Origin of the sequence: Mucilaginibacter sp. cycad4 (assembly GCF_034263275.1) — a bacterium.
Lineage (GTDB): Bacteria > Bacteroidota > Bacteroidia > Sphingobacteriales > Sphingobacteriaceae > Mucilaginibacter.
In genome coordinates, this window is record NZ_CP139559.1 from 1,145,966 (window position 1) to 1,169,729 (window position 23,764).

Annotated in this window: 12 protein-coding genes; 11 read left to right on the forward strand and 1 reads right to left on the reverse strand. The window is 43.9% G+C overall.

The features are described from left to right. The first annotated feature begins 21 nt into the window (after positions 1-21). The 11 genes from SNE26_RS04915 to SNE26_RS04965 all read left to right on the forward strand — a co-directional run bounded on the left by SNE26_RS04915 (position 22) and on the right by SNE26_RS04965 (position 22,001). On the forward strand, positions 22-3,363 hold the full coding sequence (locus SNE26_RS04915; protein ID WP_321558249.1) for a SusC/RagA family TonB-linked outer membrane protein: 3,342 nt from the start codon (positions 22-24) through the stop codon (positions 3,361-3,363). A 12-nt stretch (positions 3,364-3,375) separates the two neighbouring features. After that, entirely contained in the window at positions 3,376-4,821 is a 1,446-nt protein-coding gene (locus SNE26_RS04920; protein ID WP_321558250.1) for a RagB/SusD family nutrient uptake outer membrane protein, read from the forward strand. Between the two features lie 16 nt (positions 4,822-4,837). Next, entirely contained in the window at positions 4,838-5,530 is a 693-nt protein-coding gene (locus SNE26_RS04925) for a fasciclin domain-containing protein (protein ID WP_321558251.1), read from the forward strand. Positions 5,531-5,606: 76 nt separating this feature from the next. Continuing rightward, a complete protein-coding gene (locus SNE26_RS04930) occupies positions 5,607-7,298 on the forward strand; it encodes a glycosyl hydrolase family 28 protein (RefSeq protein ID WP_321558252.1) in 1,692 nt (563 codons plus the stop codon). 147 nt (positions 7,299-7,445) lie between these two features. Next, positions 7,446-8,861, forward strand: coding sequence for a polysaccharide lyase 6 family protein (locus tag SNE26_RS04935; protein ID WP_321558253.1), 1,416 nt, complete (start codon positions 7,446-7,448; stop codon positions 8,859-8,861). Positions 8,862-8,864: 3 nt separating this feature from the next. Beyond that, positions 8,865-10,925 (forward strand): discoidin domain-containing protein, encoded by a 2,061-nt coding sequence (locus SNE26_RS04940; RefSeq protein ID WP_321558254.1) that lies wholly within the window; start codon positions 8,865-8,867, stop codon positions 10,923-10,925. 169 nt (positions 10,926-11,094) lie between these two features. Then, positions 11,095-12,522 (forward strand): alpha-L-fucosidase, encoded by a 1,428-nt coding sequence (locus SNE26_RS04945; RefSeq protein ID WP_321558255.1) that lies wholly within the window; start codon positions 11,095-11,097, stop codon positions 12,520-12,522. Positions 12,523-12,526: 4 nt separating this feature from the next. Then, the gene (locus SNE26_RS04950; protein WP_321558256.1) at positions 12,527-13,345 is read left to right on the forward strand and encodes a heparin lyase I family protein; all 819 of its coding nucleotides are present in this window, start codon (positions 12,527-12,529) and stop codon (positions 13,343-13,345) included. Between the two features lie 38 nt (positions 13,346-13,383). Further along, complete coding sequence (locus SNE26_RS04955; protein ID WP_321558257.1) at positions 13,384-14,277, forward strand: helix-turn-helix domain-containing protein; 894 nt, start codon at positions 13,384-13,386, stop codon at positions 14,275-14,277. A 471-nt stretch (positions 14,278-14,748) separates the two neighbouring features. Beyond that, positions 14,749-21,159 carry a gliding motility-associated C-terminal domain-containing protein gene (locus SNE26_RS04960; RefSeq protein WP_321558258.1) on the forward strand — a complete coding sequence of 2,137 codons (6,411 nt, stop codon included), beginning with the start codon at positions 14,749-14,751 and terminating at the stop codon, positions 21,157-21,159. 413 nt (positions 21,160-21,572) lie between these two features. Continuing rightward, complete coding sequence (locus SNE26_RS04965) at positions 21,573-22,001, forward strand: GNAT family N-acetyltransferase (protein ID WP_321558259.1); 429 nt, start codon at positions 21,573-21,575, stop codon at positions 21,999-22,001. A gap of 45 nt (positions 22,002-22,046) precedes the next feature. Here SNE26_RS04965 and SNE26_RS04970 read toward each other — a convergent pair whose 3' ends face one another. Further along, positions 22,047-23,660, reverse strand: coding sequence for a VCBS repeat-containing protein (locus SNE26_RS04970; protein ID WP_321558260.1), 1,614 nt, complete (start codon positions 23,658-23,660; stop codon positions 22,047-22,049). Positions 23,661-23,764: the final 104 nt, after the last annotated feature.

Consider the following 23,764-nt stretch of genomic DNA (forward strand, 5'->3'; position numbering starts at 1 on the left):
TGCTATTTAAAAATATTTCTTATGGCAAAGTGTACCCTGATCCTGATACTCATATCTTCATTTCAGGTTTTTTCAAAAGGCTACGGTCAAAACAGGATCAACATCAATCTTCGTGATGTGTCTGTAAAAAGCGCGCTTATAGAAATTGAAAAAGCAAGTACCTACCGTTTCGTTTATAATGATGATGCTTTAAATGCATTGCATGTTGGCGATGTAAACCTGGTTAACGCCTCTATAGCTGAAGTAATGGACAGATTGTTAACCCAAACGGGGCTTACCTATAGGGTAGACAGCAACAACCTGGTTATCATCAGTGATAAAAAGCCGCAAACGGCGCTTATACCCATTACCGGCCTGGTGGCGGATGATAAGGGCCCTTTGCCGGGCGTGAGTGTGAAGATAAAAGGCACTAATTTGGGTGTCCTGACGGATAATAACGGAAAGTTCACGATTAATGTACCCGACAATAATGCCGTACTGGTATTCACATTTGTGGGGTATGTTTCAACCGAAGTAACAGTTGGCGACCGTAAAAACATTAACATAACGCTTAAAGAATCGGCAACCGACCTGAACGAGGTTATAGTAACCGGTTATGGCCAGTCGGTAGCCAAGCGTGACCTTACCGGCGCCATAGCCACAGTTTCGGCTAAACAGATAGAAGAGCGCCACCCTATTAACCTGGTCGATGCTTTACAGTCACAGGCATCGGGCGTGTTGGTTGTAAATGATTCGGGCGAGCCGGGCGCTACCGGCTCTATCCAGATCCGCGGCGGATCTACTTTTTCAACCGCGGGTAATGCGCCGTTGTTTGTAATTGACGGAATTCTAAGCCCAAGTGCCGATAATGTTAATCCTAATGATATTCAATCCATTGAAGTATTAAAGGATGCCGCATCGGCAGCTATCTATGGTTCGCAGGCGGCTAATGGCGTTATATTAATTACCACCAAGCGCGGCCAGGCAGGCAAACCGCTTATTAATGCTCAGTATGCCCGCATTTTTGGTGTAATGGCCCATAAGCTGGAACAGCCAAACTCAAAAGATCTGCGCATGGAACGGAATTTATATAACGGTAACAGCCCCGATAAGCCAACTACTACCAATGATTCACTGAATGTGGTTTTTAATTCTGATAATGACAACCAGGATGTAATTACCCAACTGGCAAAAAAAGATATCCTTGATTTTGGTGTCAGCGGCGGCGAAAAAAATATTACCTATTATTCAAGCCTGAGGTATATTAATGATCAGGGTTTGATAGTTAACAGTTATTCAAAAACGCTGCAGGCCCGTTTCAACCTCGATTATCAGGTATCTCCCCGGTTTAAATATAGTAACCGTCTTTCTTTCGGTTATAACACCAACAATAACATTAATGAGGGCAACACCATTAACCAGGCATTTCAACGGCCCTCAAATTTAGCTTTATATTACCCGGATGGCACCTTAACAGGCTACATCAGCGGGCGCCGTAACCAGTTATCGGTTGCTTTACTGGAGGTTAACGTAACCAATACATACACAGGCGATTTGTTTAACCAGATTGACTACACTATCAGCAAAAACCTGCGTTTAACCAATAACTTTGATTTCGGGTTATCAACACCTCATAATGTATTTTTTGATCCGAAATTGCTAAGCAGTGCCAGTCCTACCATTAGCTCAGGCCGGGAAAATTTTGCTGTTAATACCAACTGGGCTTACCAGGGGTTTTTAAACTATAGTAAAACACTGGGTAACCACTCCATTACTGCGGTGGCAGGGGTGAGTGCCGAAAAAACACAGAACAACAGTTTTAAAATAGCCGGTACGAATTATGCCAATGAAACTATTTATACGTCGAACGTTGCCGGTACCATCGATCTGACCAATACCGGTACCAATGCTGGTTCAACCAGCCGCGAGTCCTTTTATGCCCGCGCCGGTTATAATTACAAAAGCCGGTACATATTCAGCGTGGTTTACCGCAGGGATGGGTCGTCAAAGTTTGGTAGTTCAAATCAATACGGTAATTTCTACGGCTCGTCTGCCGCCTGGCGTTTCTCTGACGAGCCTTTCATGGCCTGGTCTAAAAAATTCCTGGAGGATGCCAAGTTGAGGGTAAGCTATGGCCAGGTTGGTAATGACCGGATCCCGGCCAACTCAAACCTGCTCATTTATACTTTTGGCTCTTCTTTCTACAATGCAATTAATGGTGTGGTTTTGAGCGATCAGTTCGGGAACTCGCAGTTAAAATGGGAAAGCAATATCCAGAAAAACATAGGTATGGATCTGCAGTTTTTTAAAGGCCGCTTAAATGTAACTGCCGATTATTATCAAAAAACAACAAAAAACCTGCTCTACCAACGTAATATACCGGTTGAAACAGGCTTTACCAATGTATATGTAAACGTTGGCGACGTTACTAACAACGGCGTTGAGCTTTCTGTGAACGCCACACCGGTAGCCAGTAAAAACTTTAGCTGGAGCATTAATGCCAGTTTATCTGTTGAGCGTAACAGGATCAAGAGCCTTTACAATCACCAGCCGTTCCTGGCCACATCAGGTGGTGCTACTTACCTGGTTCAGGAAGGCGGCAAAATCGGCGATTTTTACGGGTACAAAGGCCTGGGTGTTTATCAGTATGATGCTTCCAACGCTTACGATGGCAATTGGAACAGGCTGACACCGGTAGGGGTTTCTACCGATGGTAAAACAGCTTCAAGTTATACCCTGAACGGACAAACCTATAGCGGTACCGTACATCATATGTATGCCGGCGGGGCCCTGCTGCTTGGCGGCGATATGATATTTGACAATGTTAAGAAAGACAGTGTTATAGATGCCAATGACCGCCAAATCCTTGGCAATGCGCAACCATCATTTTATGGTGCCATTATCAATACCCTCAGTTACAAACAATTCAGCCTGTCGTTTACATTTAATACCATTTGGGGCGGCCAGGCTTATGACAGCCCAAGGCAAACGCTCAATAACCTGGCCACATCAGGGATAGTTGCCGATAATAATACAACCTATAATTCATGGAAAAAGCAGGGGGATATTACCAATATACCTTATATGGGGCGTAAAAATTCTGTCGCGAACTTTCCGGGAACGCAAAGCCGTTTCATTGAAAATACTTCGTTCATACGGCTCAGTTATGCCAAATTCACTTATAACCTGCCTGCAAATATAGCCTCGCGCATTAAAATGAAAAATGTAGGGGCCTATGTGTATGGTGCAAACCTGCTTACCTGGACCAACTACACCTGGTATGATCCTGAATTTTCGTCGAGCTCGGCCTTAACGCCGGGTAATGACAATGGCCGCTATCCGCGTAGGCGCGAAATTGGTTTTGGATTAAATGTTAATTTCTAAATGAATTTGATCATGAAAAAAATAATCATTACTTTTTTAATGTTCTCTGTTTCGCTGTTCAGCTGTAAAAAACTGTTGGATCAGCCACCCCAAAGTCAGCTGGCGGCCAGTAAATTCTGGAAAACAGCTGATGATGCCAGGGCCGGTATTGCCGGCATATATGATGGCATTCAGGATATGTTTACCAGCCAGTATATTTATTGGGGCGATGGCCGCAGCGATAACTTAAGTTATCACCCTACCTATAACGATGCTTTGCCCCTGGCTTTGAATGTTTTAACTCCTACTACTAACGGTGCCGACTGGACACTGATATATGCAACTATTAGCCGCGCTAATTTTGCTATAAAATATATCCCTACTATTGAAGGTATTGACCCAACTGTATCAAAGGACCTACAGGCACAGGCCCTGGGAATCAGGGCTTACTGTTATTTTTGGCTGATAAGGCTTTGGGGAAACGTACCTGTATGGACGGAGCCTTATGAGGACCTGAGTACCGACCCATACAAAGCTGTAACACCGGCGTCCGATATTGTAAAAAACGTCATCTTGCCCGATCTGCTGAAAGCTTATGACCTGTCAGACCATACAACATCTGTAGTATGGAATTTAAACTCGGGAGGTATTGCCGCTATGCTAATGGATGTTTATATGTACAACCATGATTATACCAATGCTTTATTATGGTGTGATAATTTGTTTAAATTAAACCGGTACAGCCTGGAAAGTACAGTCAACTGGAAAAACAACTTTATAGCCCCAACAAATACTAAAGAGTGTATCTGGAGCCTGAACTGGGATTTTACAGTTGATGGGGGTAATAAAACATCGCAGGAAATTGGTGCCGGCGATACCAACAGCGACTATTCCGTTGATCCTGCATTATGGACATACTTTACCACAACCCCCACTGACATCAGGGGCGCATTAAGTGTTGATTTTAAAGTGAATAACCACGATAAAATATGGAAATACTATGCGGCTAACCTGGATAAGAATGGCAACCAGATCTATCCCAACTCGCCCCAGGCCAACCTCCTTTTTCCATTGTACCGCCTTGCAGATATTTACCTGTTAAGGGCCGAGGCTTTGAACAGGACAGGAGATTTAACCAATGCGCTGCTTTATTTAAACATGGTACATACCCGGGCCGGCTTACCCGCCTACCAGGCAAGTGATTTTGCCGATGCCGATGCCATGCTTTACGGCAGCCCGGTTAATGCCAACGGAATCTTACGCGAAAGGCAGCTGGAACTTTTCTGCGAAGCTAAACGCTGGTTCGATCTGCAAAGAAATAATATCATTATCAGCATTATGGATCCGGTGATCAGGATCAGGCAGGTTAGCAAAGGTTTTCCTTCTACCGGATTTGGTGATCCCCGGAAAATATTCTGGCCAATTGATCAGGATGTATTAAATGCCAATACCAAACTAACTCAAAATCCACCTTATTAATTAAAACTATATCATAATGAAAAAAATGAAACAAGCAGGTTTTTGGTTTGCTTTGGCAGGCCTTTTAATAAGCATGGCAGGTTGTAACCTTGCCGGATTAAAGATGCAGGAAAATGCTGATTATCATCCCTATGTGCTTGATCCGCATATCAATAAAACAACCTGGCAGTTTATTAAAGACCGCAGCTATAACTTCGCCGGCAAGGATACCGTTTTTAAGCTGATGCGCCAGGCCATTGAATATTCGGGCATTGATACCAATTTGTATATTAAAACTAACTGTACGTTTATCCTATTGCACAATGATGCCGTTTACAGGACAACGGTAGTAAATAAAGTACCTACCATAACTGCTGATTGCTACTGGGGCAAATACCTGGTAAATGGCAAGCCTGGAACAAAATGGAGCGATTACCCCAAAGAGCAGGTTAAAAATTACCTGCTGTATTTAACTGTTCAGGGGGCTTATTCCTTTAATAATTTAACCCCCAGCAACGTTGTGGCTACCACGCTGCAGCCGCTAAACTACGATCCCTTAAACCCCACTTCCATAATGACGCTGCGGGTTAATGACGATCAGAACTTTACCATGAGGTTAAATGATTTCTCCAATTCTGTAGGCTATGTAAGTGTACGCACCAGTAATATTCTGGCAATAAACGGGGCCATACAGGTAATTGACAGGGTGCTTTACTATCAAACTAAATAATACTGATCTCAATTAACACCGGTCGTGTGCCACTGCCGCGGCCGGTTAATTTAAACATACCAAAACTAAATTACTGATGACAGGGCAAGATGATAAAGCAATATCCCGCCGTAACTGGCTGGGTGCAATGGGTAAAGTTTCATTAGGTACAGGCTTAATAGCGGCTGCGTCAAATACTTTTGGCTTTGAACACCCCGCCCGGGCAAAAGCAACCGGTAATGATATAGGCGCCCGTGTTTATAATATCCGTGATTTCGGTGCAAAAGGCGACGGCAAATCGTTGGATACAGCGGCTGTACAGGCAGCAATTGATACCTGCAATAAAGAACAGGGAGGTACCGTGCTGGTACCTGCCGGGGTATTTGTTATTGGAACTGTTGAGTTAAAAAGTAACGTTACACTGCATATAGCCGCCCAGGGGAAATTGCTGGGGACAGCCGATGGCAGACAATATCATGCCTGTGACACTATCCCTCTTGACATTGGATGGACCATGAACGATGGAAATGTAGGGCTGATATTTGCCGTTAATGCCGATAATATTACCATTGAAGGTAACGGGATCATTGACGGGCAGGGTGCGCAATTCCGCAGCGATACTAAAGGCGTGTTACCGCCGGCCGGCATTACGGGTAATCACCGGCCTTACCATTTACTTTTTTACCAGTGTAAAAACCTTACAGTGCGTAATATTTCGCTCATCAACAGCGCATATCACTCGGTGCGGGTTTGTCTTTGCTCTTATGTAAAAATGGAGGGATTATTTATCCGGGGCAAAGTAGTGCACAATAATGATGGCTTTCATTTTATTGGTAGCACTTACGTACACGTAACCAACTGTGATGTGCAATGCCAGGATGATGCCTGTGCTTTATTCGGCAGCTGTAAATTCGTAACAGTTTCTGATTGCTCCTTCAGCACACGATGGTCGGTGTTTCGTTTTGGGGGCGGCGAAGCCGAAAATATTACCGTTTCCAATTGCCTCATTTATGAAACCTACGGTTGTCCTATAAAAATGCGCTGCTCTCCCGGTTCCCGGTTCGAGAACATCTCATTTTCAAACCTGGTGATGAAGGATGTAACCGGCCCTATCTCCATAGGCCTGGGTACCCAAAAGTCTTCAGTTAATAAAACAACCGATACCCCCGGAATTATACGCAATATTTCGTTTAATAATATCCAGGCTACCGTGGTAAAACCGGTACCGCTTCGCGATTCGGAATTTGCCAGTAAATACAATCCCGGCGAAATATTTTCCTGTGTTACATTGAATGCTATGGGTGACGTTTTTTTAGAGAATATTTCTTTTGATAATGTGCATGTCACTTTCCCCGGGGGCGGCACTACAGAGCAGGCCGCAGTAAGGGATGTCCCCAAAGTGGCGGGCGAATATTACGAGATCGGGGTTCCTCCGGCTTACGGCATGTATGCCCGGAATGTGCGTGGCTTATCGCTCCATAATGTAAGGTTTGCTATGGCAAGTCCGGATCTGCGTCCTGCCCTGATCCTGGATAATGTAGAAGACGTAACAGTAAATGGCTTAAGCGCTCAGGGACAAAAAAGTGCCGAATCACTGTTACGTTTCATTAACACCCGGGATGTTTTGGTAAGCGCCATGCGCGTATTAACACAGGTAACCAATTTGCTGCAGGCCGAAGGCAAAGAATGCGCCAATATTAAAATAGAAGGCGGGGACCTCTCTAAGGCCGACAAAGCATTGGTTTTAACATCCGGTGTATCTGCGCAGGCGGTAAGGGTGCGGGAATAGTATGCCCGGGTTACCCGGCTGATCTGTAACAATAATGATAGAGCCAATTGAGTGTACTAATTAGCTTTTCTATACAATTAAACCACTGGAAAATAAAGCGATGTTAGTGGTATTATATTCCTTAATCATCATTAAAAACTTGTAATAATGTATAAGAAACACTTTCAAAGTTATATAAAAGCGGGAATGACGGGATTAGTTGTAGTACTTGTTACCTTGCTATTATCGTCGTCAAAAACGCTTTTAGCGGGTACGGTTATGGTTTCGTCCATTGCCGATTTGCAAAAGGCCATCAACCAGGCCAAGCCGGGAGACGTTATATTATTGGTTAACGGCGTGTATACAACCACAGAAGATATCATTATTAACGAAAAAGGCCTGCCGGGGAAAAATATCACTATAGCTGCCCAACATCCGGGAGCTGCTGAAATTACCGGGAAAGGTGGTTTTAGTTTAGTGGGCCCGGCAGCATATATTGTTATCAGGGGATTTAAATTTACGCATGCAGCATCAAGGGCCAAAACAGGTGCAGGCACCAGCTTTTGCCGCTTCACTCAAAATATTTTTGAAACCCCGGGCGATGGAGAGGATCTTACCATTGCCGGCAGCGACCATGAAGTTGATCATAACACCTTTCAAAATAAGAATGCCATGGGCAGGTTTATCGCTGTCCGTGGCCAGGATAAGCAAATTGCCGAACGATTACACATCCACCATAATTATTTTAATAACCAGGCAAGCCAGGGTGGTAAAAACGGTGCCGAGGCGCTTCAATTTGGCTTAAGCGGGTTCAGCTTATCATCAAGCAACAGCATTGTTGAGTATAATTTGTTTGAAAAATGCGAGGGCGAAAATGAATTGATCTCGGTTAAAGCATCGGCAGTAACCCTCAGGTACAATACCATTCGTAACTGTCCGGCACAATTTACCCTGCGCCATGGTAATAAAAGCTTTGTTTATGGCAATTATTTCTTCAATACACCGGGTCTAAGAATTTTTGGCGACGACCATCAGATCTACAGCAACTATTTTGAAAATTGCAGTTCGGCCATTGTAATAGGTAATGGTGATGGCGAGGTGGCCGATGGTGCCCAACTAACTTCGCATGACAGGCCCGACCGCGTGCTGATTGCCTTTAATACACTGGTTAATAACAAAGAAAACATTATACAAACTGCCCGCAAAAATGGTATGGGCGCCACTTCAATTACAGTGGCCGATAATATCATTCAGGGCGGGGGAGCTGCTGCCACCATATCAGGGCCTTATCCAGATCCGCAATGGGGAGGCAATATTTTGTTTAATGTAAAGGATGCCGGCGATATACCAGCCAGTGGCTATACCATTGTTGATCCTAAGCTGGCTAAAACATCGGGTAGTTATCACCTTCAACCGGGCAGCCCTGCTATTGACCATGCTGTTGGTTCATATCCCGGTGTTAAGTTTGACATGGATGGCCAATCCCGAGCCCCACGGTTTGATATTGGTGCCGATGAGCTGACTAATTTGCCTGTTAAAGCATATGCGCTTAATCCTGCCGATGTTGGTTATAACGCTAAATAAAATATGAAAAAAATTACGGCACTCTTATTAAGCTTTCTGGCAACCGGCATTGCATCTGTACAAAAAGGGAAAAGCGAATGGGTGTACCGGGGTAACGATGGCAAGCTGGTTTATAAAACCACACCAACCGGCGACAGGATCATGGATTTTTCACACGCTGGTTACATGGGTGGTGGCGCAGCATTGCCTGTTGTGCCGGTAAAGCGACTGGTAAAACCTTCTGACACGGGTGACGATACCCGGCTCATTCAAAACGTTATTGATGAGGTGGCAGTAATGCCCTTGAAAAACGGTTTCAGAGGAACGGTTGAACTTGCCCCCGGCACGTTCACCTGTTCGGGTCCACTTATACTGTCGGTAAGTGGTATCGTACTGCGGGGCAATGGCAGTGGGGTGGGAGGTACTACCATTAAAATGGTTGGCAGCCCGCATACGGCTATAGTAATTGGCCGGGGCAATACCATAGTAGCATTAGGAAAAACTGAAAAAGCGGATAGCAGTACGGTCAACAATACCAAAACATTAATCACCGATACTTATGTGCCGTCAGGCAGCAGATCTTTTACAGTAGCGGATGCATCCGGGTTTACGGTTAGCGATATTATTAATATCAACCGGCCCGTAACCGAAACCTGGGTGCATTTTATGGGGATGGACAATATGTATCGTGACGGAAAAAAACAAACCTGGATCAAAGCAGGGGCCCGTGGCATCACGAAGAGAAAGATCACCACAATTGTAGGTAATAAACTCACACTGGATCTTCCGCTGGCTGATTCTTATGATGCTAAATTTTTAAATCCGCCGGGCACAGTAGTTGTAAAAGTAATGCCTGCCCCGCGTGTTACACAGGTTGGTGTCGAAAATATCCACATTCAATGCCCGCCGCTTGAAATTGATTATGGGCACGCACCCTATGCAGGTGTACGCGTTGGAGGTGACGATTGCTGGCTTAATGACGTGTATTGCGAGGAAACAATGAATACCACCGTATTGGCAGGCAACCGGATCACCATGGAGAAAGTTGTGGTTAAACATACTTACGCCAATCTTGGCGCATCCAAACCAACAGATTTTAGCCTGGAAGGTAGTCAAAACCTCATTGACAGGTGCGAAATTACCGGGGGCAATATGTATTTCGTATGGACATCCTCATTAATTCCGGGTCCTAATGTTTTACTCAATTGTACTTTTAAAGGCATTGGCAGCCGCATTCAGCCGCATCAGCGCTGGTCTACCGGGTTACTGGTTGATAACTGTACAGTACCGGATGGCGGTATTGATTTCATGAACCGGGGTATTGCCGGTTCGGGTCACGGCTGGACAATGGGCTGGGCCGTAGCCTGGAATTGCATAGCCAAAACATATGTTATTCAAAATCCGCCGGGAGCAGTAAACTGGGCTATTGGCTGTATAGGCAAGCGGGAACAAACCGCACGTTTATTCGACAGCAACCCTGTTTTACCGGACGGGAACTTTGATTCACATGGTTCTCCGGTAGAGATCCAGAGTCTTTACCTGGCCCAACTGATGGAGCGGGTGGGTATGCAGGGGATAAAAAACATAGGTTACCCTGCTAACAGTAAGAAAATGTTTCCCAACAAACAAGTAAAAGTGTTGCCGGTAAAAACGGACCATGATAAAATACTGGGCTTAAACCTGGCTTTTGGCCGGCCGGTAAATACCAGTAACGTAAAAGGCAATACCCGCGAATTTGGCGGCGAGAAAGCTTTAGACAGTAACAACAATACTTACTGGTGTACTGCTGATGGCGTAACAAACGCAACCCTTGAAATTGACATGGAAGGGCCGGTAAACATGAATACCCTGCAATTGACCGAAGCCCTGGGGCGGCATGTAGAAGAGTATAAAGTTGAGGCACAATTGGATAGTGACTGGAAATTATTAGCTCACGGAACCGCCATAGGAAAAAGCCTGGTGGTGAAATTCCCGGAAACCATAGCCTGGAAGGTGAGACTAACCGTACTTAAGGCAAAAATGAATGTGGCAATAAGCAATGTTGGGCTGTACCTGGTAAAAAGGGGCGCAGCTGATAAGATATAATAGTAACTATAACGTTTTCGTAAATTATTACATATGGTTATAGTACCAAACCCTACGGTACTTGTATTACAATACAAGAGCAGCATGCTGCTGTACATAACCAATTAGCTTGCTAACAAACATTATTATAAACCATAGCAGATATTGTTTCTGTTAAAATTAAATCCTTATGAAAAAAGTTTTTGTAGCTTGTTGGCTATTCGTTTTTGTTGCACACCATGTTTTTGCTCAAAAAGAGCTATCCCGCGATGAACGCATGAAGTGGTGGCGCGAAGCCCGTTTCGGCATGTTTATACATTGGGGTGATTATGCAGGCCTGGCCGGTATGTATAAAGGATATGAGATAGGCCACGGCGGCGAGTGGATCATGAACAGGGGCAAGATCCCGGTGGCCGAGTACCAGGAGTTCGCCAAAAAATTTAATCCTGTAAAGTATGATCCCGACGCCTGGGTAAAACTGGCCAAAGAAGCCGGTATGAAATATATTGTGATAACGGCCAAACACCATGACGGTTTTGCCATGTTTAAATCAAATGCCAGTAAGTGGAACATAGCCGATGCCACACCTTACGGTAAGGATGTTTTAAAGCCATTGGCTACAGCATGCAAAAAGTACGGTATTAAACTTGGGTTTTATTATTCACAGGCGCAAGACTGGAACAATCCCGGTGGCGCGGCTGCGCGCAAAGTAAGCAGTGAGGGTTGGCCAAATCCCGATTCGGCCAAAATAGACGCTTATACCAAAGAGCATACCGGCCATTGGGACCCGGCACAAACTTCGGCTACAATGGCCGATTATATTGACCGTGTAGCTGTTCCGCAGGTAAAAGAGCTGTTAACCAATTATGGAGAGGTGGCCGTAATTTGGTGGGATACCCCAACTAATATGACCGATGAGTTTGCTCAAAAATTGCATGATCTGTTAAAACTACAACCCAACATTATCAGTAATGACCGGCTTAAGCGCCCTAACTTTGCCGGTGATTACAAAACCCCTGAACAAAAAATACCCAACCTGAGCGAACTTGATGGAAAAGATTGGGAAACCTGCATGACCATGAATGGTACCTGGGGCTATAAAAGCTACGACCATAAATGGAAAACCCCCGAAACATTAATTCACAACCTTATTGATATTGCATCAAAAGGAGGTAATTACCTGTTAAATGTCGGGCCCAATGCCGAAGGCGAATTTCCGCAGGAAAGTATAAGCACCTTAAAAAAAATGGGTGAGTGGATGAAGGTGAACAGCGAGGCGATATATGCTACCAAGGCAAGCCCGCTTCAGCCTCTGAGCTGGGGCCGTTGTACGCTTAAACCAAACGGTAAAAATACCACTCTTTACTTTTCGGTATTTAACTGGCCTGCAGATGGGAAATTGCTTATTCCCGGCTTAAAAAACGAAGTGATAAGCGCTAAAATGCTGGCCGGAAACACCGGGTTAAAAACCGCAGCGTCCGGTGATGGCCTTGTTATAAATGTTCCTGATAAAGCAACTGATAATATTGCTACAGTAATTAAAGTAGAAGTAAAAGGAGTTATGGGCGGGCAGGAGGCCAATCCAACCGATAAAATGAAAACAGGCGCGCTTGATTAACAAAATGAAATGGAAATTAACTATGGCTTTTAAAAGCCGGGCATTTTTAATGATGATATTGCTGTTTGCGAACAACCTGCTTAAAGCGCAGGTTGTTTTAAAAGCAGATGGAAGCGATGATGCGTATCAGCAAATATCGCATGTATTAGGTGGTGATGCCTGCGAGGTGCCTGATTGCGTACATCATATTAAACATATTACCGAAGCCTTTGATAAACAGTTAAATGAATACGTTTTTGTTTTTCATAGCCACGCTAAGGAAGATAATGACCGCTGCCGGAATTTCGACAGGGAGCGGGTAGAGATCAAAACCTACGGGCCATCTGCCGCTAAACTGAAGGGTGAACATGGCGAAACTGTGATTTATAAATGGAAGTTTAAAATTGACAGCGGCTTTAAAGCGCAGCCAACTTTTACCCATATCCACCAGATAAAAGCCGGAGATGGGGATGCCGGAGCCCCGATCATAACTTTTACACCCCGGTTTGGTGAACCTGATCAATTTGAAATAATTCATACCGGTTCGGCAAAAGGAACTTCGCAAGGGGTTTTAACCCGCGTTAGCCTGGCCGATTTTAAAGGTAACTGGGTAGAGGTGACCGAAAAGCTGCATTATGACAGCCAGGGTACTTACAGTGTGGAGATTAAACGGGTTGCCGATAATAAGACGCTGCTTAGCTATGCCAATACCAATATTGACTTGTGGCGAAACGGTACCTCATTTTGCCGGCCTAAATGGGGAGTGTACCGGAGCTTAAAAAGCCCGGCGTACATCAGGGATGAGGATGTAAGTTTTGCTGACATAGCTATCCTTGAGCAATGAATTTATATATAATTTATTTAACCAATAAACCAAGTTGAATGAAGCCACATTTACTGAAAGTATCAGCAGGCCCTGCTCAATCCTTTAGCGTGAGGCAAGACCTTCTTCCCTGCATTAATAACCGGTGGCATTATCACCCCGAAATAGAGCTGATCCACTTCAAAAAGGGCAGCGGGACACAATTTATCGGCGATAATATCCGGCAGTTTAATGCCGGTGATATTGTAATGGTAGGATCTTATCTGCCACATTACTGGCGGTTTGATGATATGTATTTTTCGCAGGATAATGATAACACAGGGGTTGATATCCGTGTGGCTCATTTCAGCGAAAATTTTTGGGGCAATGGATTTTTACAGCTTCCGGAAAATAAGCTGATCAAAACTACGATAGAGAAAGCCAGGCGTGGGATCCAGATTACCGGCAAAACAAAAAAGACTATTGCTAAAATTATGGAAATGATGCTTACTGCCGGAGGATCAAAAAAGATAATTTTGTTGATGGAAGCCTTAAACGCAATTGCCGAATGTGATCAGGCGGGTTGTTTGTCATCAATAGGGTTTAACCCCAACGTTGAGAAATCACAAAATGATTGTATTAATGTGATCTATGAATACTCATTGGCAAACTTCAAAAATAAAATACACATGGATGAGCTTGCCGACCTGGTTGGGATCAGTCCAAATTCTTTTTGCCGTTATTTTAAATCACGTACGAGCAAAACCTATTCTAAATTTTTACTGGAGATCAGGGTTGGGCAGGCCTGCAAGTTGCTCATAGAAAATAAGTTGCCCTTAAAGCAGCTGTGCTACGAAAGCGGCTTTAATAATTTTACAAATTTTCATAAGTACTTTAAGCTTATTACCGGTAAAAGTCCTTTAAACTATCAAAAAGAGTTTATCCAGGTAAGGTCGAACTCATTATATGAATAAGTTTTTACCGGCTGTTTATTTTCTTGCAAAGTCTTATAACATAAGCTTGCTAAAAACTACAACAATTTTGATTGCCTGATAATTGTGCTCAAATTGAGGATTGAACGAAGATGTTCTAAGTCCTTTATCTTTTAATGTCGGAACCGGCTTAAACACCCATGTTTAAAACAGAATGCCGCTGGTTTAGCGTGTCACGCTCAAATAAATTTAGGACATAGAGATTTGACTGCATTAAGCACTGCTCATTGATTTCGTCCTCCAAAAATGCTCTTTAAGCAATAAGTTTTTTATATTTTGAAATTAAAGTAATAACTTCATACTCAGTTAGCTCCGGCAGCTAAGTCATGTTTTTTACCTAACTTTAGCATGCGTAAACCTTTACTTTTATTGAGTATAGTCTCTGTTTTTTTTGCTCCGACAAAGCGGGCAATTGAGCAAGTTGGCCAAATAGCTCATCATGGTCAACGCAATATGACTGTTACTTTTTTTGCTGAAAGTAATTATAGCCGGGCAAGTAATGCTGCTTCTGATAGTGATGCAGAAAATGGCATATTTTTACTGTCGTCGTTTACCAGCCCGGACAACGAGAAAATTTTCAGCGCCACCCTTAAAACAGGGGCGAAAAGAAATGTTAAAAAAGTAAAAACGGGTGTTGCTGCGCCTAACATCAAAGCAAGTGCGGCAACAGGTGTAATCTCAGCCTGCGTTGGCTCACCATCTGTAAGTACCCAGCAGTTTACTGTTTCGGGCAGTAACCTGACAGACAATATTACTGTTACCGCCCCGGCAGGTTTTGAGATTTCAATTAACCCCGCCGGCGGTTTTACCAATATGTTTTTTATGGTTGCCACAGGCAGTTCGGTAACCTCAAGGGTAGTGTATGTTCGCTCCATTGCTGCGGGTACACCAGCTAACCTGTCGGGGGTGGTAACACTAACTACCGCGGGAGGAACGACTAAAAAAGTAGCCGTAAAAGGTGTGGTCTACGCGCTGCCGACCGTCGATCCCATATCAGATCTGATTTTTACTAACGGTGATCTTACTACGCCGATAAATTTTACAGGCACCGGCAATACTTTTTACTGGACGAATGATAAGCCGCGAATTGGCCTTGTCGCAAGTGGGAGCGATAACATAGCTCCTTTTACAGCGGTAAATACCGGATCGAGCCCTCTGGTTGCGCATATAAGTGCCACATCCCGGAAGGCTAATATTGCTTATGTTCCTGATTACGGCTCAAACACTGTTTTGGCAGTTAATACGATAACCAATGAAATTGTTAGTACTATACCTGTAGGCGCCAACCCGGGTTTTGTTGAGGTAAGCCCGGATGGGAAAAAGGTTTACATCGCAAACGTTTCGGGCACAAGTCTTTCTATTATCAATACGCAAACCAATCAGGCCAGGGATATATCGATTTTTGACAATCCCACGGCACTAATATTCAGCAAGGATGGAACCAGGGCTTACGTTGCCGGTGAAACTGGTGAATGTACTGTAATAGATGTTGCAAATGATGCTGTATTAACAGCGCTTACATTCCCTTCGGGCGGTGCGGGAATCGCTTTAAGTGACGATGGAAAATGGATTTATGCTACTAACTCCGCCAATGGTGATATCCGGGTTTATGATACGGCTAACAATGCCGAAAGCATTAATATTCCGGCCCGGGGAGCACACTATGCTGCTACAAGCCCGGACGGAAAGAAGATATACTTTACCGGAAGCTATTCCAATACTGTTTACGTAATAGATGTTGCTACCAACACCCTTTCTGCAACCATCGACCTTATAGCTGATGCTGAGGGAATTGCCATAAGCCCCGATGGCAGCCGGATTTATGTTACCAATCAATCTGCCGGGACCGTTACGGTGATCAACGCTGCCAACAACTCGGTAATGACCGCGTTACCTGTCGGGAAATCTCCCAGAGGAATAGCCATTACACCAGACGGAAAATATGTTTATGTTGCCAATGCCGATTCCGGTACATTGTCGGTCATCAGCACATCAGATTACACGATAGCTGCAACCATACCCTGCGGCATATTCCCTTATGCTATAGGCAATTTCATAACCCCGGGCGAAAATACCTGCTTAAGTAATCCAACTGATTTTAAGATCACGGTTAACCCATCGCCTACTACTATTACACCTGGCACTGTTGGCGGTCTTATTACTACATGTATAGGTGCCCCGTCAACAAATTTTCAGCAATTTACCGTATCAGGTAATAATTTATCAGGTAATATAAAGGCTGCATCTCCGGCAGGGTTAGAGATCTCATTCAGCAAAACCAGCGGTTTTGCTGATGTTTTAAATATCGCTCCAACCGGCGGAGCTGTGACCAATAAGGTAATTTATGTTCGCGCTAAAGCATCGGGCACTCCGGCTAACCTTTCGGGCAATGTGGTTTTAAGTACCACCGGTGCTGCAAGCAAGAATGTGGCAGTAAAAGGTGTGGTTAACGACTTGCCCACCACAGATGCTGCCGATAACCCTGTATATAATAACGGCGATATAACAGCTGCCATTAAATTTACCGGCACGGCTAACACCTATACCTGGACCAATGATAAACCATCCATCGGGCTGGCGGCGAGCGGTACCGGTGATATACCATCTTTTACCGCAATAAATACGGGTATCCCACCTGTGAAGGCTAATATCACGGTTACGCCTTCGTCCGACGGATATTTATATCTCGCCGGAGCAAATAATATGATCCTGGTAGATGCTGACGAGAATAAACAAACAGGAACTATAAACACCGGAGGACAACCAATCGGGACTGCAATTAGCCCTGATGGCACCCTGGTTGCCATTACCGATTACACCGCCAACACGGTTAAATTTATTAATACAACCACCCATAAAGTGGTGTCAACTGTTAATAACGTTTCTACACCAATAGGGATCTGTTTTACTCCCGATGGCAAAAAGGTTTATGTAGCCAACGAAAACACCTTTAACGTTACCATTATTGATGTAGCAACAGCCACTGCCGGGCCGCCTTTTCATGTAGGCGTTTACCCTTACGGCATAGCCGCAAGCCCTGATGGCAATACTGTTTACGTTGGCTGCACCGGCGAAAACGCAGTAGTTGCGATTGATACCAAAACATATCAAACCACACCCATCAAGGTAAACTTTGGTCCAACCGGCATTGCTGTGAGCCCGGATAATAGCCGTGTATACGCCACCAGCGCACAATATAATGGCTTACTTAAGGTGATAGACGTGGCAACAAAGTCTGTATTAGCTAACATTCCTGTGGGTGATGTATCTACTGGTATTTGCGTTAGCCCGGATGGTAAAAGGGTGTATATTTCCAATACGCAGAGCAACAACGTAATGGTAATAGATGCCGAAATCAATAAAGTGATCGCTACTATACCTACCGACAATCATCCCTTCGGCGTATCCATAACTCCCGATGGGAAATACGTTTATGTAGCTAATGAAGGCTCAAACAGTGTAAACATTATTAACACAGCCACCAATTCGATAACTAACGGCATCAACATAACCGGGCAGCTGAGTAAAAGCTTTGGGAACTTTTTTGTTCCAGGTACCGGATGTACCGGTACGCCAACTAAATTTACTATAACGGTAAACGGATCTTCGGTTATTACGGCCAGCGCGGTAACGGGTGAAATCTCGGCCTGCACCGGTTCGTCATCAATAAATACACAACAGTTCAAAGTGTCCGGCAGTAATCTATCGGCCGATATCACTGTTACAGCACCTGCTAAATTCGAAGTATCACTTAGCGAAACCGGTGGCTTTGCAAATTCTGTAGTTATTGCGCAGACGGGCGGTATAGTAACAGATCAGATAGTTTATGTCCGTTCGGCGGCGTCAGCTACCGCGGGTAATATTTCGGGCGATGTGGTGCTCAGTTCTGTCGGGTTAACGGATAAAAAAGTTACCGTGAGGGGGCTAATCCACTCTTTGCCCGCCGCCAATCAAATAAGTGATCAAGGTTTTGACAACAGTGCAACAACTACTGTTATACATTTTACGGGCATAGCAACCACCTACACATGGACGAATGATAATCCTTCTATTGGTTTGCCCGGCGGCGGAAGCGGTGATATCCCCTCGTTTACAGCCGTTAATAATAGTCAGGCTGTAGTTACTGCAACTATAACCGTGGTGCCTTCGGATGCTTCATGCGAGGGCAATCCCATGACCTTTAAAATCAATATCAATCCAACTATTCCGACTTTAACAAGTAGCCCCGTAACCGGTAATATTACTGCTTGCCAGGGTTCGCCATCAGCCAGTCCAAATATCCAGCAGTTTGCTGTTGAAGGTACTAATCTAACTGGCGATGTCCAAATAACAGCGCCAGCAAATTTTGAAGTGTCGTTTAATCCAAACACAGGATACGCCGGCACATTAAAACTTACGCCAATCGCGGGAAAAGTTAACAGTACTGACATTTACATCAGATCAGCAGCCACAGCGCCTGTGGGCCATCTGTCGGGTAACATCGTATTATCATCCGCCGGGATTACTGATCAAAATATCCCTGTAAGCGGTGCGGTAGAAGCTCAACCGTTTGTCGATGTACTGTCTACCCAAACTTTTACCGATGGAGATAATACAATGCTAATACATTTTACGGGCAACGCAGTTACATATACATGGACAAATGATAACCCCGCTATCGGCCTGCCTTCTGCCGGTAGCGGTGATATACCATCGTTTGCCGCTGTCAATAACGGATTAACTGTACTTACCGCTAATATTACCGTTATACCATCAAGTACATCATGCATCGGTAATTCTATCACCTTCAAAATTAATATCAACCCAACCATTCCATCGTTAACTCTGGGTACAGCAAGCGGCAGCATAATGGCATGCCAGGGTTTGTCATCTGTCAGTCCTGATATTCAGCAGTTTGCTGTTGCTGGAACTAATCTGAACGGCGATGTTCAAATAACAGCGCCGTCAAACTTTGAAGTGTCATTCAATCCAAATACAGGATATGCAAGTACATTGATCCTTAAACAAACTGCCGGAAAGGTTAATAGTACTGACATTTATGTTAGATCAGCTTTTACAGCGCCTGCGGGCCATATTTCAGGTAACGTTATATTATCCTCTGCCGGGGTTACAGATCAAAACGTACCCGTCAGCGGCGAAGTAATGGCCCTGCCCACCGTCGATGCGCTATCCGCTCAAACTTTTGACAACGGGGCATCTACAACGCCCATAAATTTTACAGGCACGGCAAGCATCTATACGTGGACAAATGATAATCCCTCTATCGGATTACCTTCCGGCGGAAGCGGCGATATACCCGCGTTTACAGCAATCAACAACGGACAAACTGTACTTGCCGCAACCATAACCGTTGTGCCATCGGATGCGTTATGCACCGGTAATTCCATTACCTTTAAAATTAATATCAATCCAACACCGCCTTCTTTAACAGTAGGTGCGATAAGCGGCGGTATAACAGCGTGCCTGGGTTTGCCATCTGCCAGCCCGGATATTCAGCAGTTTTCAGTAACCGGCAGCGGCCTTGGAAACGACGTTCAGATAACAGCACCTGCAAATTTTGAAATTTCGCTTAATCCGGGTGCAGGGTATACCAATACACTTACGCTTGCACAAATAGCCGGAAAAGTTACCAGTACCAATATTTATGTTCGTTCGTCGGCCTCGGCCCCGGTAGGTAATAATTCGGGGATTGTTGCCATATCATCGGCAGGGGCTCCCGGTAAAACGGTTAATGTATCTGGTACAATTAACGCGTTGCCAATGGTCAATCCTATATCGCCATTAACCTTTAACAATGGCTCGGTTACAACAGCCATAAATTTTGGTGGCTCGCCCGCTGCTATCTATACATGGATGAATGATACGCAGGGCATAGGCTTGCAGGCCGGTGGCACGGGTAATATACCCTCATTCACGGCCATTAATAATACAACAAACCCAATTACAGCTACCATAACGGTGGTGCCCTCAAACGGTTCATGCACCGGAAGCCCGGTTGTTTTTAAAATTACCGTTAATCCTACCCTGGTGCCGGTTATCTCATTTGCCGGTAACCTGTCGCCGCTTAATACCACCTATGGTTCAGCATCTGCTTCAGGCAGTTTCAGTGTGTCGGGTAACAACCTTATATCAGCTGTAACTATTACCCCGCCGGCAGGTTTTGAAGTGAGTGCCGATGGTGTCAATTTTAAAAATACGACTACCATAGGAGGCTCCGGTACGCTTACTGCTACCACCGTTTATATCAGACTGGCGAAAACCACCTTCGCCGGCAATTATGTTGGCAATATCGTGCTAAATACCAATGGTGCTGCAAACAGTTTAGCCATGCCAAATAGTATTGTTACCCCTGCCTCAATGATCATCACCGCAGATAATAAAACCCGCAGCTTGCATTCGGAAAATCCTTTGCTCACTGTCACATACAACGGTTTTGTAAATAACGAAAACGAATTGAACCTTGTAAAAAAACCGGAGGTGGTAACGGTGGCTACGCCGGCCTCCGCAGCGGGAGGATATACTATTTCCTTTACAAGTGGCGCGGAATCACCTAATTATAGCTTTACTTATATCACGGGAATACTCACCGTAACACCATCGGGAGTTGTTGTCTTTAATACCTTCACACCCAACGGCGACGGCATGAATGATACATGGGCAATAAAATATATTGAATATTATCCAAATTGTACCGTAAATGTATTCAACCGCTGGGGAGCAAAGGTGTTTTCGTCCATGGGGTATAGCCAGCAGTGGGATGGCCGGTTGAGCGGAAACCCGGTACCTACCGGTACTTACTATTATGTTATTAATCTCAAAGACGGGTCGCCCCCAAAATCTGGCTGGATAGCGATAGCCAGATAAAATGCCGTTGACTGAACTCGTTATCCATTTGAACCCGGTAACAATATGGATGGTTAGCGCCTGAGGAGCGTGGTATTAAGCGGATCGAATTATAAATAGTTCTTAACGTTGTCCCATGATCATTTAAAGTGTATTACTATCGATAAAAATTCTAAGAAAACGGTTTACAAATAATGTAAAAGCCGTATGCAGCAATGTACAATTTAATATCATTATTTTACTCTTCTTGTTTCTTTAAAAATATACCTATAAATTGGGTTTGTAATCTAAATATCAGTCACTTTTATATCGTTATCATTTGATTTTCGATGCAGGGTCAGTGTGTGCCGACGCGCTGTTACTTGCCGCCTGCCTGGGCTGATATAACCGATTTTAAATGATTTTAATTAAGTAAAATAAATTTTAAACCAATCATGATTGAACAAGGCTCTTACCTGAAATCGAAAATTTATGATTTAATGAACCTGATGATTAACGATGAAAGTGGATTGTTTGAAGTAGGCGATTTGGATAGTTACATTGACAAACTTATTGAAAAAGCCTGTATCATAACTATTATGGCACAGGATGCTTTACAGGGTTTTTTGGCTTATTACGCCAACGACTATGAAAATAAAGTTGGGTTTATTTCCATGCTGATAATTGATCCTTCAACAAAACGGATGGGATATGGCCGAAGGCTTGTTGAATTTGCATTAAAAGATTTAACAATGAAGGGATTTAAAAAATGCCGCACTGAAGTAAATACTGACAATATAAAAGCAGTAAATATTTGTAAAAGGTTAGGCTTTACATATGTGGGTAATAATGACATATACATGGTGTTTGAAAAACAATTATAGTTCTCTCAACACTGCTCTATCTGCATTGAAAATTTAGTTGTCCTTTCACTTCGAAGCGTTTTTCAAAACGTAGAAAAGCGGCTCTTTGACGTTATAGCGGAAAGGCCCAAAATCGAAGAAGGCATTCCCGATCAGCAGGTCGGGCTTTTCGTCTCCATTTAGATCACCGGCATCAAGAGTTACTGCGCGTTCAAACTTGGTATGGGCAGGAAAAGCATACGGTACAAAGTTTAAGTTGCCGGTGTTCTTTAGATATACAAAGCCCTCTTCCGGCTGCTTTGCATCGGTAAAAAGGCTGATCGTTGCAAGATCGATATTTCCGTCACCATCAAAATCTTTGGCAATAGCTTTATAGCAGCCGTTTATGGGGTAAAAATATTGCTGTTTATAATTGCCTTTTCCGTCGTTTAAAGAAATATAAACACCATGGTATGGTTTTAATACCAGCGTTGCGTTTCCGTTATCGCCGCAGGTGTAAACCAGGTCTTTATAGCCATCATGGTTCATGTCAACCATCTCAAAGAAGGATGACCCGTAAATTGGCGGGAACCTTAAAATTTCCTTTGAATCAAATCTGCCGCCCCCCTTGTTTTCAAAATGAAAAATCCCTTCTTCTCCCTGTGCAAAAAGTACATACAAGCCGGGTAGCTTCTTATCCTGATAATCAATATATGCTTTGATAGCTCCGGGTAAATTACTTATTACGTGCCTTGTAAAGGCGCCGTTGCCCAAATTTTCCATCCAGCAAAGCTCTCCTGTTATACTTCCAAACTCACAAATAACATAGTCGGTTTTGTTATCGCCATTCATATCGGCTGCCAATATTTGAACAGGGCGGCCAAGCTTATTGAAAACAGGTTGAGATGCTAATTGCATTTTACCTGTAGCTGTAATTGTAAGCGAAGTGATAGCACCCAGTTTATCACTGTTGGCCCCCAGTTCGTTACCTATGGTACAGATCATGGCATTGCCATGATCAAAAAGTATATCCACCACAGGGCCTGTTGTAGATACTGAATCGATGATGTTTAATTGGGCTGATAAAAGATAAAGCTTTTTTGCCGGTCCGTTAGCAACAAAGAGCCGGGCGGGTTTAACACTATTGTCAATTTTTACATAACAGCCTAATACCTGTTTACCGTCAAATGATGGCGGTGGTTTTACGATGGTAAAAAATGGAAGCTCCTTTTTAATAGCCAAAGGCCTGTTTTGAGGGGGTAATGCTATAGGGGCCGTGTTCATGTAGTAATCAATGATATCCTGCCATTGCTCCTCATTTAATACAGGCTTGTCCGGTACTATCAAATCGTCGCCTTTAATGGTTCCTACATATGATTCGCCCCGGTGAGCTTTAATACCCATACGTAAACCCATTTGCGGAAATACATTTTTCCACTTAAACCTGTTAAGCAGGGCCGGTTCGGGCAGCATATGACACGAGCGGCAGTATTGTTGTGATAAGATCTTTCCCCTGGCAATGCTTTGAAGGGTTGCCATCGGGTAATCGGTACGTAGATCAGTACCGGCATTATCCTGTTTGTTTTCAGAGATATGCCATATTGAATAAACTACCAAAACGGTTATGACCAAAACAATCGAACCAACAATTACAACTTTACGATTTTTTGCCGGGTGATGACTATCAGGTTTATTATTCATGAATATTTTAGAAGGCGGTTAATATACAAAAGCTAAAAGCAGAATGCACAAAGCTTAAAGCTAAAAAATATAAATCGGTGAGGGTTGTCTTTAAATACATAACC

Bases quoted from the DNA above. Each gene is read 5' to 3' on its own strand.
- SNE26_RS04915 (WP_321558249.1), top strand. From the start codon at position 22: ATGGCAAAGTGTACCCTGATCCTGATACTCATATCTTCATTTCAGGTT.
- SNE26_RS04920 (WP_321558250.1), top strand. From the start codon at position 3,376: ATGAAAAAAATAATCATTACTTTTTTAATGTTCTCTGTTTCGCTGTTC.
- SNE26_RS04925 (WP_321558251.1), top strand. From the start codon at position 4,838: ATGAAAAAAATGAAACAAGCAGGTTTTTGGTTTGCTTTGGCAGGCCTT.
- SNE26_RS04930 (WP_321558252.1), top strand. From the start codon at position 5,607: ATGACAGGGCAAGATGATAAAGCAATATCCCGCCGTAACTGGCTGGGT.
- SNE26_RS04935 (WP_321558253.1), top strand. From the start codon at position 7,446: ATGTATAAGAAACACTTTCAAAGTTATATAAAAGCGGGAATGACGGGA.
- SNE26_RS04940 (WP_321558254.1), top strand. From the start codon at position 8,865: ATGAAAAAAATTACGGCACTCTTATTAAGCTTTCTGGCAACCGGCATT.
- SNE26_RS04945 (WP_321558255.1), top strand. From the start codon at position 11,095: ATGAAAAAAGTTTTTGTAGCTTGTTGGCTATTCGTTTTTGTTGCACAC.
- SNE26_RS04950 (WP_321558256.1), top strand. From the start codon at position 12,527: ATGAAATGGAAATTAACTATGGCTTTTAAAAGCCGGGCATTTTTAATG.
- SNE26_RS04955 (WP_321558257.1), top strand. From the start codon at position 13,384: ATGAAGCCACATTTACTGAAAGTATCAGCAGGCCCTGCTCAATCCTTT.
- SNE26_RS04960 (WP_321558258.1), top strand. From the start codon at position 14,749: ATGACTGTTACTTTTTTTGCTGAAAGTAATTATAGCCGGGCAAGTAAT.
- SNE26_RS04965 (WP_321558259.1), top strand. From the start codon at position 21,573: ATGATTGAACAAGGCTCTTACCTGAAATCGAAAATTTATGATTTAATG.
- SNE26_RS04970 (WP_321558260.1), bottom strand. From the start codon at position 23,660: ATGAATAATAAACCTGATAGTCATCACCCGGCAAAAAATCGTAAAGTT.